We start from the raw sequence: 15,868 nt of genomic DNA, 5'->3' as shown, positions 1-15,868 counted from the left end.
AACAGAGGGCAGACCTAAAAGTCTGCACCTCTGTGTTCTTATATTTCTTAAACCCCAATATCCTCTGCAACATCTTTATTCTTCTTCTTTCTTCTCCCCATTTTCGCCAGCAGTTCATACATAACCGGCACAACTACCAATGTTAGGGCAGTGGATACGATTAGTCCCCCAATTACAACTACTGCTAAGCTTCTTGAGACCATGCTGGCAGCTTCTGTTGCACTGAAAATCATTGGTGTTAAGGCTACGATTGTTGTTACGGCCGTCATGATAATCGGGCGCAGCCTAGTGGATCCCGCTTCTAACAGTGCTTCTCTGGCGTCGAGTCCTTTTTCGCGGTTTTGCTGGACGCGTTCGATTAAGACGATGGCGTTTGTTACCACGATGCCAATCAGCATTAAAGCTCCGAGCAAGGCATTGATGTCAACTGGTGTCTGTGAGACGACGAGTCCCAGAATACCTCCCACTGCAGCAAGCGGCAGCGAGAACAGAATCGCAAATGGCGCTCTTGCCTGGCCGAAGGTGACGACCATGATGAGGTACACGACTAATACAGCGATTCCCATCATTTTAAAGAGATCAGTGAAATCGTCCTGCATCGATTCAGTAGCGCCTGAAATGGAGACGGATGCACCTTCCGGGAGGTCGATTTCTTTTGTCATTTGATCGATTTTCATTCCTGCCGCTTTTAAGTCGTCGGCACTGATTTCACCTGAAATTTGAATCGTTTCTTTTCCATCCTGATGATACACCTGTGTTTTAATTTCCCGTTCTTCAATCTCAGCTACTTGTTTGAGTTGTACAGGTCCGGCAATAGGTGAAGTGACGTACGTATCGAGGACTTGTTTAGTTGTCGAAAAGGTTATATCATCGTATTCGATCACAGCTTGGAGCTGCTCTTCGCCGACTTTTATTTGGCCAAGCGGCGTTTTATTCAGCATGGCGCGGACCTGCTGGCCGATTTGTACTGGACTTAAGCCCAGTGCAGACGCTTTTTCCTGGTTCACATTGACAATCCATTCGTTTTTCAATTCTTCGTAGTTGCTTTTGACTTTTTCGATTCCCTCGATCTTCGCAAGTTCTGCTGCAGCAAGCTTTCCTGCTTCTGCAAGGTCATCCTCATTTGATGCCGTCACGTTCAGCTGAATGCCATTTCCTCCGCCAAAGCTGCCAAATGAGAACTGAGTTCCTTCAATTTTGCCTGGAGCATACTCTTCATTTTTTTCCTTGATCATTTCTAAAAATGCTTCAACATCTTTTCCTTTTTCAAAAATCACAGAATAATTCGCTTGTTTTTCAGATAAAACCTGACCGTATTTTGCATCTTCTGCTGTAGAGCCCATCTGGAAAAATAAATCCTTGAGCTTATCTTCTTTTAATAATTCCTGCTCAAATTCCCCTGCTTTTTCTTTGGCATCTTCTAAATCAAAATCTGCCGGGTAAGTTAAGGAGACATTTACGAACGATTCAGACTGACTGTTAACACTGGCCTGCGGAATCGAATTGAAGGTGAAAATGGATCCAACAAAAATGATCAACGCGGCACCTAAAACAATCCATTTATGATTCAATGACCATTTCAAAATAGATATATACTTAGCAGACGGCTGATGCTCCTTCTGCTTCACCTTCTTTAAAAGGACAAAGCTTAACAGCGGTACTACTGTTAATGCGACAAGCAAGGATGCAAGGATCGAATAGACGACTGACAAGATCAGCGGAGTCATGATTTCTCCAATCGAACCGCCAACAAGACCAATCGGCAGGAAGACTGCGATTGTCGTAAGCGTTGAAGACGTAATCGCAGTAGAAACCTCTTTCGTTCCACTTAGAATGACTTCTTTTGACAAGCCTTCAGTCTGAATGCGGCGGTAAATATTTTCAATAACAACAATGCTGTCATCGACTAATCGTCCGACCGCAACGGCTAATCCGCCAAGGGTTAAAATATTTAGCGTAATGTTTGATTGATCAAGTAAGAACAGTGTAATTAGAATCGACAGCGGAATACTGACGACCGCAATTAAGGTTGTTCGGATGTTTCTTAAAAACAGCAGAATGATAAGCGTTGCAGCGATTGCCCCAATCGCCACTTCCTTTGCCATGCCAAGCACGGCGCCTTCAACATCCTCTGCTGTATTTTGAACCGTGCGGATGGAGAAATCATCTTTATAGATATCGTTTAATTCTTCGGCTTTCCGGTCGACTTCTTTTCCAATTTCAACAGCGTTTTTGCTTGCTTCTTTAAAAATAACCAAAACCAGTGCTTCTTTACCATTTAACCTTGCATCTGCTTCGTAAAACTGACGAATGGAAACATCCGCAATATCTTTTATTTTTGTATCTTGTGCAAGTATCGCATTCTCTATTTGTGTTTTGTCTGTTACTTCCCCGAGCACCCTGACGGCATTTGATTTACCGTCCACTGCAATTTCTCCAGCAGGAATCGATGCATTTTGAGATTGCAGAGCCATCATCAGCTGTTCGGCAGACACTTTCTTTTCTTTCATTTTTTCCGGATCGATTTTAACAGAAAGCTCCGAAATGGACTTTCCGTAAAACGTGACGCTGGATACACCATCTATGTCTTCAAATTTCGTTTTTATTTCTTCTTCAATCCGATCTTCATCTGCTTTCGAAAATCCCTCTTCAGATTCAAGTGCCACCTGAGCAAGCGGAATCATCGAGAAGTTAAGCTGAGACACAACCGGCTTTCCTGTGTTCTGCGGCAGCTGAACTTGATTGATCAGCTTTTCAGCCTCTGAAGCAGCCTCTTTCATGTCGGCTTCTGACGTGTAATTAAGCGTAATCATGGAGATTCCTTCACTTGTTGAAGAAGTCATGCTGTCAAGATACGTACCATTTTTCAATTGACGTTCAAGCGGTTCCGTTATCTCTTCGGTAACCGTCTCGGCATCCATTCCCTCACCAAACGTGGTGACCGTAATCATCGGTGCATCCACGCTCGGCAGCAGCTCCATCGGCAGACGGGAACCCGAATACACACCGAGTACTGTTACCAGAAACACCATGATAACAATCGCTGCCCGATTTTTTAACGAGAACTTGGTTAAAATAGACATTTGCTTATCCCCCAACAATATGAAATAGACATACTCCATAAATATACAACAGAATTTGGAAATTAGGTGTAAATTTTTGTTAATGATTAGTAAAAATTACTTATTCGCACCCTTTACAATTTATCTATAAATAACGGGGGATACTATCAGTAAAATAAAATCTAAAATTATTTTCAAATTAGGGGTAGACGGTTTAATTAAACTTGTTATAATAGGTGGAAGTTAAAGCACATTATGAAAAAAAAGGCGGGACGAAATGAAAAATAATTCGTGCAGATATATCATTAACGCGAGCGGTAAAGGCGGAGAAACGTATATGACCCACTGCCAGGATAAGCATGAATTAAATCAATGGATAGCTGAACGTAAAGATAAACTCCTGATGGATGAAATTAAAATAACAGACAAAAAGAAAAATCCATTCTTTAAATGGTTTTCTTTTATGAAATAGACGCCATGTCTTGTATATGGCGTTTTTATTATTTTCTTTAATTAATCGTGAGACTAGTCACCGTTCATACTGTTCTGTATAAGACGCACACTCTCAGCGATTAAGGAAAGCTCTATTCTTCATTCGTTTTTTAGCTTTCTTCACAGAAATCCATTATAATGAGGGAAAATAAAAAAAGGGTGATTACTTGAAAAGCAAAATGAACCAGTTGTTTTATGACCAAAGGAATATTCATGTACTGTATTCCTATAGTGGAACGAAGAATTACATAGATCAGGCAGTGAGTTATATCCAAGATGGCATTTTGGCGGGAGATTACGTTATTCTTATTGAAAATGAACGTGTTTACCGTGCGATTCACAAAGAACTGAGCACTCGGTTAACAACAAAGCAAATGGAATTCGTTCACTTTGTAAACAACTTCGATTTCTATTATTCAAGCGGCAGTTATCATCCTCCTGCAATCGTTGAATACTTTAATAAAACCGTTCAGCTATATGTGGAAAATAAAATTTCTTTCCGATCTTGGGCACATGTAGAGTGGGCCACTATGGGAGATCCGCTGCATCTAATAAGTGATTTAGAGAAAGCAGTAGACGAAGCTGTAAACCAGCTTTCGTTTCCGTTAATTTGTGCATACGAAGCTGAGAGAATGCCAGACTATCTCAATACGATTTTAATGGAAACACATCCATATGTGTTAATGGAAGATGATATCATCCTCTCCGAGCAATACCAGCCAAAGATTGATGTAAAATAAATAACGCTATTAGTAAAACCGGTTACGGGGTCTTCTTGGTATCCAAGAAGCAGTAAAAAGCAGCTAAAGCCGAATTTCTTGTTGAAACAATGAGAAATTCGGCTTTCGTTGCTCTTACTGGCTCCCTTTTGCCTGAATACCTTGGGAAATGTCTTTTATTAACTTAGTATCACCTTAGCCGGTAATTTCCTGCTAAGAGTATCAAAAACAGCCGCTATGGGTTATCCATGGGGGCTATTTTTATTATTTTTCGCCCTCTGTGTAAATTTGAAACGTTACACCGAACTTGTCCGTTACGATCCCATAAGCAGGGCTAAAAAAAGCTTCCTGCAGCGGCATTTTCACTTCTCCGTCTTGCTTTAGCGATTCAAAGATTTGTTTGGATTTTTCGATGTCGTTCGTTGAAAGACAGATCGTAACCTGATCTCCAATTTGACTGGTTTGACCTGGAAACATATCTGAAAACATTAGGTCCGTTTCGCCAACTTTTACCATTGCATGTGACACCAGTTCCTTTGCTTCTTCAGGTAAAGGGAATTCTGGATTTGCTGGCATTTCTCCAAAAGTCTGGTTGAAGAGGACTTTCCCGTCCAATGCTTTTTCGTAAAATTGAATCGCTTCCTTTGCATTTCCGTTCATCATTAAATAGGGGGACATTCGCAATGTCATAATTAAGCAGCTCCTTGGCTTAAATTTTAATACAAATGCTTGAGTAACCTACAAACCTCCGTTTGAATTGTCAATGGCTGTAACCACTTTCACATTATTACCCATAAATGCATTTTACAATACAGAACAAATGTTCGTCAATAAAAACTTAATTGAAGATTAACAATATTCCCCTTAATACTCTTTACCCAGTCGATAACCAAGTTCTTTAGTAAATTCCTTTTGAGAAGTTACTGTTAATTGAATAACAATAACAGATGATTGAATGTACCATTTTCAAAAAGAATAAAGATACCTAATCCGATTAAAACAAAAGGAACAAGAAAGTGACCGTAACGCTCCAAAGTCTGAGCAATTAACGGATGGCGAACTAATACATAACCTGCGTAACACCATAAAGCTAAAAGAGTTAAGAAAATAAAAACAATCAGAATAATGTTCCCTGTGCTATAGGCTGCAAAAAAAGGAATGTAGACACCAATATTATCACCGCCGTTCACAAATGTGACCGTAGCCACTTTTAAGACATCAGGGTTTAAAAGTTTCTTTAACCAACCTGGTAGATTAAATGTTTCATTTTCTACTTTGTCAATCTTTGGCTTCCTCTCACCGACGGAATGCAGAACTCCTTCAACCTTTACAGCAGAAATGCTTTCCTTCCTCTCTTGATATTGCTCGACCAATGATTTTATCCCAAGATATATAGGAACCAACCCAAGCAATCCTATCCACGCCATGGAAATGAGCAAAACTCCAAAAGCTCCAATTAAACTTAACGTGATCAGGAGAATAAATCCAAGGTATTGTCCTGCAACAATATAACGTCTTTTTTCCCTAGTTGTATTTGCTTGAGAGAACCAAGTCATTAAGAGAAATATATCGTCAATATTAGTTGCTGCGAAAAAAACAATGCTCGAAAAAATTAAAGTTAACATACTCGACATACCTTCCTTTCTTTTTTGAAAGGTACACTTATCATTTTAACTTCAATATATATACTGGATTTTAAAATCTCTTATGCAACTAAACTGCATTCGGCAGTTCAATAAAAAAGAGCTGTAATCAAGGAGGCCAGATTGTTGTGGAACGTTTTCTTTAGAGCAGGAATTGTGAAGGTTTGCACTTAAACTAACGTTTTTTTTGTTTTACATCAATTCCTCTTAAGGATACATAACAATTTCTAGATATTGTTAAAAGTACATAATACAAATAGCCATTAGGTTTAATACGAAGAACAAGGTTATTTTCATTTACTTTTGTAGTAAATGTTTTTTAAATTATAAGATTTTATTGTTTTATTACTATTATTCAATGATGATTCTTATTCTCTCTCAATAACAGTAAGAATCCAGTAATATCGTCCATTTACCCTAATGGTATTCGCATAAAAAACAAATTAAGGGAGGTTCTACATAGAGTCGTCAAAAAAGAAAATCAGTACCATATTTCGTTTCCGAAATTAAACGAACACATATTCGCATATAATAATTTAAGAAATAGATAAGGAGGTGCATGGCATACTTCGTGATCGAAGAATATCAATTGGCAAGGCATGTTTTTACCAGAACAAGTGAAGCTTCTTCGAGAACATCTAAAGCTCTTTTCTCACTGTTACATACTTATTAATCTTTCCTTACAAGTAGTGGACAAGCACTCCATGTGTGACAAAGGGGAGTTTAAAATAAATTACCAGTATTTTTAATATTCACTTCTATTGAAGGAATGATTTCGACATTTTGATATGCTTCCTCCCAATTAAGCCCCTTATAGAATGAGGGCTTTTTACTTTCTACCGTTCTTCCAATACCTATAGGGTCACTATTTGCTTCAATTAATAAATCAGTTATTTCATTAGCTTGACTTGATAGCTTTTTTGATATGGTCTTATACCAGTTCTTTTTCTAATAAGTCTTCGGTGTGAGACAAGTATTCTTTGATTAAACACAAATTTTCTTTCAAATTATCAGTTAGATTGGTAATTTCATCATTCTTCTTATTTTCAAAGAACTCCATTGTTTTTCTCCTTATTAATAAATTCAATGATAATATCCCCATTTAGATATGTAATATTCTATTTGTACTAGCAAAAAGGTTTCTTTTTACACTAAAAAAAGCGCTTCTTCCTATAGAAGAAACGCTACTCAATATAATTTTATTTTACCGATCTCTTCGGAAGTTACCTTTTTATCCGCTATATAATTTCACTGCAGCTCAGCCATTAAAAGAAGAATGCCAATCTTACAGCATTCCTCTTCATATTTTCTCTATTTATTTATTTTCTCGGCTATCAAAAAAGCCATCATTTGAGAACCTTGTTCATTAAGATGTATCCCATCAGGAGCAAAATACTCTTCTTGATAGGCACTTGCCGAATACCAGTCCACAATTTCCGCATTTGGGTGGCCCGATTCCACATTATTCAATATCGAGTTCACGACAGCCTCCCAAGGTCTCGGAACCCTTACATTAACTAAAATAATATCCCGTTTGCTGCCAATCAGCTCAATTAGAGACGACAAATGTTCTTCAGAAAAACTGCCATTGGTACCTAGTTCAATTATTACACAACTACCCAATTCATTGGATTTTTTAAGTACCTTGACAATATTCGCTGCTTCTTGCATTTGTCTGCCAACCTTGGCATCAATCATGATATTCGGAAATTCTTTCTTAAGATATGGAGCGACATCAATCAAAACTGAATCTCCAATAGCAGTTATAGTAGAATTTCTATTACACTTATTAGAAGACTGCGTATGTGATTTTAAATCAACAATGTCATTGGCTTTATCCTTATTTTCAATAACAGAATCTGTTTGTTTTTTTTCATCTTTAACAAGTACCGAATCATTTTTTGACATTTCTGCAGCTGTCTCACTATAAAGAGCAGTAACTTTAGATATAGCTGTTACCAAAATAAGAAGTAAACAGAAGATAAAAAGAGATTGTCTAAGAAATCTCATTTTTTCCTTTCTCTCTCCAAACAGCATCATATTCCAAACCTTTTTATATATTCCATTTCGTATAGGATTCTCAATGAGTTCCCATGACAGAGAAGCAAGACCAATGATTAATGCAAGCTGGAATATGATTCTGAAAATATTTGGTTCACCAACATCAATTTGTGGGCTAGTTAACACGATCACAGGGTAGTGCCAAAGATAAATCCCATAGGAACGCACGCCTATCCAACTAAGAGGTTTAAAACTCAACCATTTATTTAGATTGCTGGCAGGGTGTGCAAGCACCGCAACCAGTAATGCAGCAGCGATAGATAGAAGGATCATACCCCCACGGTAAAGAAAGCCTTCATACTCATTAATATTCCATATCATGAAAAGAATGATAAAAAGGCCTGCTCCGCCAACTGAATCCATTATATAACGAAGCAATGCCGGTAACTCTTTAGAAAGTCTTCTGTTTGGCCATAAGAAAGCAAGCCCTGCTCCAATAAGAAGGGAAAAAGCCCTTGTATCAGTTCCATAGTATATTCTGCTGGGATCAGAACCCGGCTGATACATTAGTGCCATTGCAAGTGCTGAAACAATTGCAAAAAATATAGTTAACCAAAAGAGGAGTTTAGTTTTAAGTCTAAAATGAAACCAAAGACAAATTAACAATGGCCAGATTATATAGAACTGCTCTTCAACAGCCAATGACCAAAAATGAGTAAGAAGAGATGGAATTTCCAATTTTTCAAAATAAGATAAGTCTTGAAAAATATACCACCAATTACTTATATATAATAGTGCGTATAATGTATCTCCCCAAAACTTCATCAGTAAAGAATGATTAAAAAGCATGATCCATACCATAACCACCACTAGCATAGCTAACATACCAGGAAGCAGCCTCTTTGCTCGTCGAATCCAAAAATGCTTCAAATCAATTTTCCCATTATTGTTCCATTCTAAAATTAAGAGATCTGTGATCAGATAACCAGAAAGTACAAAAAAAACAGTTACTCCCAAAAGACCTCCTGATGCCCATTTGAAATTTAGATGATAGGCAATTACTGATAGAACGGATATGGCTCTTAAACCGTCCAACCCTTTTATATAACGGTTCTTTCCCTTTTTTTTTGGTTTTTGACTTCTCTTTACTTCCTGTGATTTGATAGCATTTTTCAATATTATTTCAACACTGTTATTCCTTATGGAATTCATATCTATATATTCCTTTCTGGGATTCTATTTATGAACTAACCTTTCCGTCCACGAATACATAATTGTTCTTCTTTAGCCATCAAAGATAGAAACTAGAAAAAATAAATCACTGATTGATGTATAAACGTGCTAATCCGAGATTAAAACTATCTAGTACTCTTAACTGTTCTATTTTTTTTAGCCATAATCCTTATCTTTAGTTAATTTAAAAAGAACAAACCCCTGATAGGTCTGTCCTCAGTTTGATTTATATTCGTTCAGATAATCTTGTCCATACACATAAAAATCTGTTGCAGGTCTCTCGCGATTTTCTTTACGACCAAGAACGGAGCCTTTTCCAGTAAGGGTTGCCACTATAAAGGGCAATTGCACTTCAGGGGAAGAGTTTAAAAAAGTGTAAGGAACTGACCTGTTATCGGATTCACGCTCCAGCTCCATATGGAAACCGCGGTAGATCTTCTGCTCCTGCAAAATTCGCATTCAGAACATTTACTTGCTTCGTTTCATTTATCACAGTCCCAATTTCTGAAATTGTCTTCATCATAATGTTTCAATCTTACTGATTTCTTACAGAATGCTATTTTTACGTTAACTAAAATAAAAAAGACTGTCTTATCTATATAAGTCAGTCCCTGCTGATTCTGAATGCACTAAATCTCACTCCTATTTGCAGGAAGGGCAACGCTACTCCATTAAGAGCATTCTTGTATTCTCTATTTATTATAGCTTCTATAAAATCTCTGGTTTGACTACCTAGCTAAAATCTAACTAGTATATTAGTTTAAGTGACAGCGGTTCTGAATGGTGTTGATAAAATTCAGAAAAATTATAAAAGAAATAAATCTTTATATAATGCAAACTTTAATCTATTTTTTAGGTATAATCTTTATACATCTTTAGAAAGGAACTTTCTATCCTATATGCAAAGAATTTTAGAACATAAAATTAAAATACCCAGCCCACATAATTACTTTGTTCGTAAAAGACTATATTCGTACCTAGATAAACATTCTTCTGCCTCCCTTTTCTTAATAAACTGTGATGCAGGATATGGAAAAACTTCTTTAGTTTCAGGATATGTGCGGCATAAAAAAGTGCCGGCCGTCTGGTACCATTTGGACGCGGATGATCAGGAAGCTCATATTTTTCTTAGTTATCTCAAAACTGCTATTTTAAGAATAACTTCAAATAATGAAATGAATTTAATTGTTAATCGTGAAGAGATCGAAAGTGAATTCCAGGATCTTCTTTCCATCCTAACAAATTGGTCTGATCTCCTATTTATTGTTATAGACAACTGCCAGCACATAGAAAGCAATAACAAAATACACCAAATGCTAGATCAACTTCTTCAATATTCTTCTTCTTCCATAACATTTATTTTAATAGGACAAACTAGAATTAAACGAATCCCAGTACAATTAAAATTAAATCGCAGAGTTATAGAGATAAATAAGGAACATTTATCTTTTACGAAAACAGAAACTGAACAATATCTTAGACATTTGCACGGCATTCAACAAAATCATGAAATTACTGCTGTCCATGAAAAAACAGATGGGTGGATAACAGGTATACAATTCTATCTTCAATCTATTCAAGATATGGAGGATAGAACTCACAGTGATGCCATTATGAATTTTCCCGGTATTCATGACATTCATGATTATTTTACTTTTCATGTAATGGCTAGACTGCCAGAAGATTTGAAAATCTTTCTCTATAAAACCTCTTTGCTTACAGAACTTGACCTATCTGTTATTAATCAGTTCCTGGCAATTCCTAACTCTGAGAAAATAATAGATGGTCTATTAACAAGAGGGGTCTTCCTTTCCAAAGATGAACAAGGGGTTCTATGTTATCATCCTATGTTTCAGTCTTATTTATATGAAGAGTTTCAGGATATACTGAAAGATTCTGATCAAGATATTAGCGATCACCATATAAAGATCGCAAAAGTCTACAAAGATAAATGTATGTTTTTCCCTTCGTTTGTGCATTATGTTGCAGGTGAGGATTACTATCAAGCCGCTCAATTAGTAAGAAATATGGAGCTAAGATATAATCCTGACAAATTTTTGATCCTTATTCTTAACTGGTTAGATGGGATTTACGCTCACGACAAGATGCCATTTGACAGCGTTTTCCTTTTTCGTTGCATTCCCCTAGCCATATTAGATCAGCTGATCCTTCCAATTGAAAAGTATATGAAAATCTTAGAAGAAAAAGAAAACCTTCTACAGTTATGTCATCTTCAATATTGTTTGGCTACAATATACAGACACAAAGGTGAGTTCGAAAAGGCAAAATGTTTTTACCTTACTTCATTAGATTACAGTGAAAAATGGAACATTCACTCCTCTACTGTGTTGAATCTTGTTGGACTTTCAGAAGTCTATCTCAATTCTGGTCTTTTTCATGAAGCAGAAAAGAAAGCAAGGCAAGCGTTATTTTTATCAGAAAGATACCAGATTACTCATTGTCAAATATACGCACTTTGGTTCTTGGCTGAAATTCATCTACAACAAAATAAGGCCGATACTGCTTTACCTTTTTTAGAACAATTGAAAACGTTATTGGATCATGCTATAGAATATGACGCTCGAAGTGTTTATCTTTATTATTCTTTGAGTCGGTTAAAGGCATTGCAAAAGGATTATGCTCAATCACTGGAATTTGCAGAAAAAGGGATGCGTGATGCTAATAAATTTGGGAATGACCTTGACCTCGGCGGATCATACTTTCAATTAGGGCAAACCTATATACAAATGAAAAATTGGGATAAAGCAGAAGAATACTTAAACTTAGCAGTGAAGGAACTTGAATATTTTACGTTTTATCGTTGTCTAGCAAAAAGCAAGCTTGTAAATCTATTCGAATTAAAAGGTGATTATAAGGCTGCCAATGAAATGAGGAATGATTTATTAAATATCTGCCGGATAAATCAATATCATTATTTAGCTGAACAAATCAACCTAACCCAGAGATGTATCGTAATAAGTAATATTCCAATGGTCCAGCCATTATCCATTAAGGTTTTAGGGGATTTTAAGGTAACTCTTGATGGGAAACCTGTCATCATAAAACGTAAATCGAGCCTAAAAATGCTTCAGCTATTAATCGTAAATAGACAAAAAAAATTACAAAAAGACTACATGCTTGATACTCTTTTTCCCGAAGTTACTTTTGAATCCATAAACAACCACTTTTATGTTTCATTATCGACTTTACGAAAAGTGCTCGAACCTGAACTAAATTCAGGAAGAAATTCACGTTATATCAGTCAAATTGATGATCATTATATACTCAAATCTGAACATCTTTATTTAGACGTGGATGAATTTCTTTCTCTATCGGATAATAATTCAAATTCTTTATCAAAAATTCCAATAGAGAAACTATTAAAGGCGGAGTCTTTATATAAAGGAAACTTGTTTGAAGAATATCCTTACGAGCCTTTCATTGAGCAAGAACGTGAGAGAATACGGGCAAAACACCTTACTATTTTAAGAACGTTGGCTCATTATAATTGGAGTATAAATGATTTTACTAATGGAATTGAATACTTTGAAAAAATACTGGCCATAGATCCTTATCAGGAATTAATTTATCTTGAATATATTAAGAAGCTGCTGGAAAATAACTTGTTTATACAGGCAAAAAATGTAGCTGAACGTAATATTAAGTTTGTAGAGAAAGAGCTTGGAATTAATGTAAGCACTAAAATAAATGAAATATTTCATCCTTACTCTTTCTCGATGTAAAATTACTTAAAAAATAAAATAATAACTTTACTAGATATATTTATTAATTTATAGCGTTAAGCAAAGCACAAGGGAGGCTATACTCCTCTTTGTGCTTTTTTTATCGATTTAATGACCATTACGTTTAATCCCATACAATTACTCCAGACATAGTACTGCAAATGCGAAAAAGCACACCATTTTTTTAAAAAAATGGTGTGCCAAAATAGAATGTTATATAATGCTTTTACGCCACTGAACTAATCCATTAATGAGGACTCTAATTAAAAATCAAAATTGTCAGGATCAGGGCCAACTCGTTCATTTTTATTCAGTCCATCAATAAGAGCCATGTCCCCGTCTGTTAACTCAAAATCAAAGATCGCTGCATTCTGGATGATGCGTTCCTCTTTTGTTGATTTTGGAATCGTGATCACTCCGTTTTGAAGGTCCCACCGCAGAATGATTTGAGCAATTGATTTCTTGTATTTATTTGCAATTTCCTGCAGCTGCGGATGATTCAATAATTGGCCCTGCATCAAAGGAGACCATGCTTCAAGCTGAATACCATGTTCCCTGCAAAACGATAGAAGAGTTTTTTGAGTCAGACGCGGATGGAATTCCACTTGGTTAATCATTGGTTTGATTTCCGCATCTTCCATCAGACTTTCCAAATGATGAGTTTGGAAATTGCTTACGCCTATCGCTTTAATTTTTCCACTCTTATAAAGAGTTTCAAGCGCTCTCCATGCTTCCTTATATTTGCCTTCTACCGGCCAGTGAATCAGGTATAAATCCAAGTAGTCTAAACCAAGTTTAGTTAAGCTCGTTTCATAAGCTGCGAGCGTTTGATCGTAACCTAAATCCGCGTTCCAGACCTTCGATGTGACAAATAGATCTTCTCTGCGGATACCAGCTTCAGCTATCCCTTCACGTATTCCTTGTCCAACGCCTTCTTCGTTTCCATAAATAGCCGCCGTATCAATACTGCGGTATCCATGTTTAATGGCTGCTTTTACGGCATTTACAAGCTCTGGTCCTTCTTCTACTTTAAACACGCCAAGCCCGAACCATGGCATTTTCACACCGTTATGCAGAGTTGTTGTACTTTGTAAGTTGTTCATCATTTTCATATTCCTCCTATAATTTCAATAAGTTATCCAGCTAGTTTTTGTCCTTGCATTTTCTGATCTTTATTTTCTAGCGCGCGGCTCCAGCCCGTAAGAATAACAGCGCCCAAAACCATGAATCCTCCGATCCAGGCAGTGTGAATCAGGCCAATTGAATCCGTAATGATTCCTCCCAAGAATGCGCCAATCGCAATTCCTGCATTAAACGCAGCAATATTGATCGCAGATGCCACATCAACGGCACTTGGCACAAAACGTTCCGCAAGCATGACGACATAAACCTGAAGCCCAGGCACGTTCATGAAAGCAAATAGTCCCATCAATAAAATCGTCAGCAAACCTGCAATTTTGAATGGAGCGGTAAAGCTTAACACGAAGAGTACGATAGCCTGCACAATAAACATATAAAATAATGCCTTAATCGGATTTTTATTCGATAGCTTTCCGCCAATCATATTTCCGATGGCGATCGCAATTCCATAAACAAGTAAAATCATTGCTACTGTTCCTTCTTTAAAACCTGTTACATTTTGAAGCAGCGGTGACAGGTACGTAAAGACAACGAATGTTCCACCGTATCCAAGAGCTGTAATCATAAAGACAAGCAGCAGACGGCCGTTCTTTACTAGTTTCAGCTGATCGGCAAATGTTGTGCGATTGCCTTTTTTCAAATCAGACGGCACTAAAATGCTGTTGGCAATAAGTGCAGCCAGCCCAATAATAATAATCACAATAAATGCAAGTCTCCAGCCAAATTGCTGGCCAATAAATGTTCCAAACGGAACTCCTGTTACAGTTGCTACTGTCAGACCAGTAAACATGATGGAAATTGCACTTGCCCGGCGGTTTTCTGGTACAAGGTCAGCTGCAATCGTTGAACCGATCGACATAAACACACCGTGTGAAAGTGCTGCGATAATACGTCCGCCTAATAAAACTCCAATGCTTGTAGCTCCGGCAGAAAGACTATTGCCGATAAGAAAAACAATCATAATCCAAAGCAATAACGTTTTGCGTGACATGTTTGATGTGAGCGATGTCAGAATCGGTGCCCCGAACATGACCCCCACTGCATATAAAGAAACGGTTAATCCTGCAGTTGTAACAGGTATGGCTAAATCCTCAGAAATCATCGGAAGCAAACCGACGCTGATGAATTCAGTTGTACCAATGGCAAAAGCACTGACTGCTAATGCGAGCAGCGCGAGCGTACTTCTCTTTTTATCTAAAGTCATCTTTTCTCCTCCTAAAAAATTGAATATTTATTAAAAATAAGTGTATGGTAAAGATCAGCCGGCAAATGTTATTATGAAACATATCGGACATCATGAAAAGTACGTACTTTTAAGTGCTGTAGGAACTTTTAAGTTCGGTAGGCACTTTTTGGTGCCTATAATATAGGAGGGATTTCATGCAAAAAAAATACAATATACCTGTTGAAGCAACACTTGAAATCATTGGCGGCAAGTGGAAATGCGTGATTCTCTGTCACTTGACTCACGGCAAAAAACGGACAAACGAATTGAAGCGCCTGATGCCAAACATCACGCAAAAAATGCTGACACAGCAATTGCGGGAGCTTGAAGATGATGGCGTCATTAACCGGATTGTCCATCAGCAGATTCCTCCCAAAGTTGAATATGAGCTCAGCGAATACGGCTGGAGTCTGCAGACGATTTTAGATTCACTCTGTGCCTGGGGAGAAGGCCATATTACGAAGGTGTATGGGGATAAATCGGCGGTTCTTGAGGAAAGTATTCTGAATAAGTAAATGAAAAAATCGAAATTCCTTCTTGGGATTTCGATTTTTTTGAGTATGTGAAAAATATTATTAATAGATAATCTGAAAATGATATACTATATCAG

The 15,868-nt window shown here is 37.1% G+C and carries 13 protein-coding genes; 4 read left to right on the top strand and 9 right to left on the bottom strand.

What is annotated here, in order from left to right; genetic code table 11:
* Positions 1–47: 47 nt before the first annotated feature.
* Positions 48–3,083 (bottom strand): efflux RND transporter permease subunit, encoded by a 3,036-nt coding sequence (locus K8L98_RS07355; protein WP_223440797.1) that lies wholly within the window; start codon positions 3,081–3,083, stop codon positions 48–50.
* A 256-nt stretch (positions 3,084–3,339) separates the two neighbouring features.
* On the opposite strand from K8L98_RS07355, the gene K8L98_RS07350 reads away from it, so the two are divergent.
* Both K8L98_RS07350 and K8L98_RS07345 read left to right on the top strand, forming a co-directional pair.
* Positions 3,340–3,534 carry a hypothetical protein gene (locus K8L98_RS07350; protein WP_223440795.1) on the top strand — a complete coding sequence of 65 codons (195 nt, stop codon included), beginning with the start codon at positions 3,340–3,342 and terminating at the stop codon, positions 3,532–3,534.
* 187 nt (positions 3,535–3,721) lie between these two features.
* Positions 3,722–4,294 (top strand): MEDS domain-containing protein, encoded by a 573-nt coding sequence (locus K8L98_RS07345; RefSeq protein ID WP_223440792.1) that lies wholly within the window; start codon positions 3,722–3,724, stop codon positions 4,292–4,294.
* 243 nt (positions 4,295–4,537) lie between these two features.
* On the opposite strand, the gene K8L98_RS07340 is transcribed toward K8L98_RS07345, so the two are convergent.
* The 6 genes from K8L98_RS07340 to K8L98_RS26540 form a co-directional block, all read right to left on the bottom strand.
* Positions 4,538–4,963 (bottom strand): VOC family protein, encoded by a 426-nt coding sequence (locus K8L98_RS07340; protein ID WP_223440790.1) that lies wholly within the window; start codon positions 4,961–4,963, stop codon positions 4,538–4,540.
* Between the two features lie 236 nt (positions 4,964–5,199).
* Positions 5,200–5,898 (bottom strand): cadmium resistance transporter, encoded by a 699-nt coding sequence (locus K8L98_RS07335; protein WP_223440788.1) that lies wholly within the window; start codon positions 5,896–5,898, stop codon positions 5,200–5,202.
* A 741-nt stretch (positions 5,899–6,639) separates the two neighbouring features.
* Positions 6,640–6,843, bottom strand: a complete 204-nt coding sequence (locus K8L98_RS26825; protein ID WP_223443236.1) for a Ger(x)C family spore germination C-terminal domain-containing protein — start codon at positions 6,841–6,843, stop codon at positions 6,640–6,642.
* A 4-nt stretch (positions 6,844–6,847) separates the two neighbouring features.
* Complete coding sequence (locus K8L98_RS26545) at positions 6,848–6,976, bottom strand: hypothetical protein (RefSeq protein WP_275976743.1); 129 nt, start codon at positions 6,974–6,976, stop codon at positions 6,848–6,850.
* A gap of 251 nt (positions 6,977–7,227) precedes the next feature.
* Entirely contained in the window at positions 7,228–9,129 is a 1,902-nt protein-coding gene (locus K8L98_RS07330; protein ID WP_223440787.1) for an acyltransferase family protein, read from the bottom strand.
* 421 nt (positions 9,130–9,550) lie between these two features.
* Positions 9,551–9,673, bottom strand: a complete 123-nt coding sequence (locus tag K8L98_RS26540; RefSeq protein WP_275976742.1) for a hypothetical protein — start codon at positions 9,671–9,673, stop codon at positions 9,551–9,553.
* A 376-nt stretch (positions 9,674–10,049) separates the two neighbouring features.
* On the opposite strand from K8L98_RS26540, the gene K8L98_RS07325 reads away from it, so the two are divergent.
* Positions 10,050–12,893: a winged helix-turn-helix domain-containing protein gene (locus K8L98_RS07325; protein WP_223440786.1), complete on the top strand. Its 2,844-nt coding sequence runs from the start codon at positions 10,050–10,052 to the stop codon at positions 12,891–12,893.
* A 263-nt stretch (positions 12,894–13,156) separates the two neighbouring features.
* On the opposite strand, the gene K8L98_RS07320 is transcribed toward K8L98_RS07325, so the two are convergent.
* Entirely contained in the window at positions 13,157–13,999 is an 843-nt protein-coding gene (locus K8L98_RS07320) for an aldo/keto reductase (RefSeq protein WP_223440785.1), read from the bottom strand.
* A gap of 29 nt (positions 14,000–14,028) precedes the next feature.
* Positions 14,029–15,237, bottom strand: a complete 1,209-nt coding sequence (locus K8L98_RS07315; protein WP_223440784.1) for an MFS transporter — start codon at positions 15,235–15,237, stop codon at positions 14,029–14,031.
* A 176-nt stretch (positions 15,238–15,413) separates the two neighbouring features.
* Here K8L98_RS07315 and K8L98_RS07310 point away from each other — a divergent pair, with 176 nt between their 5' ends.
* Positions 15,414–15,773: a winged helix-turn-helix transcriptional regulator gene (locus K8L98_RS07310; RefSeq protein ID WP_070876893.1), complete on the top strand. Its 360-nt coding sequence runs from the start codon at positions 15,414–15,416 to the stop codon at positions 15,771–15,773.
* Positions 15,774–15,868: the final 95 nt, after the last annotated feature.

Source organism: Metabacillus dongyingensis, assembly GCF_019933155.2.
Taxonomy (GTDB): Bacteria; Bacillota; Bacilli; order Bacillales; family Bacillaceae; genus Bacillus_P; species Bacillus_P dongyingensis.
This window is presented reverse-complemented; position numbering and strand designations above follow the sequence as displayed.

Coding starts and splice junctions, on each gene's coding strand:
- K8L98_RS07355 (WP_223440797.1), bottom strand. CDS start 3,083: ATGTCTATTTTAACCAAGTTCTCGTTAAAAAATCGGGCAGCGATTGTT.
- K8L98_RS07350 (WP_223440795.1), top strand. CDS start 3,340: ATGAAAAATAATTCGTGCAGATATATCATTAACGCGAGCGGTAAAGGC.
- K8L98_RS07340 (WP_223440790.1), bottom strand. CDS start 4,963: ATGACATTGCGAATGTCCCCCTATTTAATGATGAACGGAAATGCAAAG.
- K8L98_RS07335 (WP_223440788.1), bottom strand. CDS start 5,898: ATGTTAACTTTAATTTTTTCGAGCATTGTTTTTTTCGCAGCAACTAAT.
- K8L98_RS26545 (WP_275976743.1), bottom strand. CDS start 6,976: ATGGAGTTCTTTGAAAATAAGAAGAATGATGAAATTACCAATCTAACT.
- K8L98_RS07330 (WP_223440787.1), bottom strand. CDS start 9,129: ATGAATTCCATAAGGAATAACAGTGTTGAAATAATATTGAAAAATGCT.
- K8L98_RS26540 (WP_275976742.1), bottom strand. CDS start 9,673: ATGATGAAGACAATTTCAGAAATTGGGACTGTGATAAATGAAACGAAG.
- K8L98_RS07325 (WP_223440786.1), top strand. CDS start 10,050: ATGCAAAGAATTTTAGAACATAAAATTAAAATACCCAGCCCACATAAT.
- K8L98_RS07320 (WP_223440785.1), bottom strand. CDS start 13,999: ATGATGAACAACTTACAAAGTACAACAACTCTGCATAACGGTGTGAAA.
- K8L98_RS07315 (WP_223440784.1), bottom strand. CDS start 15,237: ATGACTTTAGATAAAAAGAGAAGTACGCTCGCGCTGCTCGCATTAGCA.
- K8L98_RS07310 (WP_070876893.1), top strand. CDS start 15,414: ATGCAAAAAAAATACAATATACCTGTTGAAGCAACACTTGAAATCATT.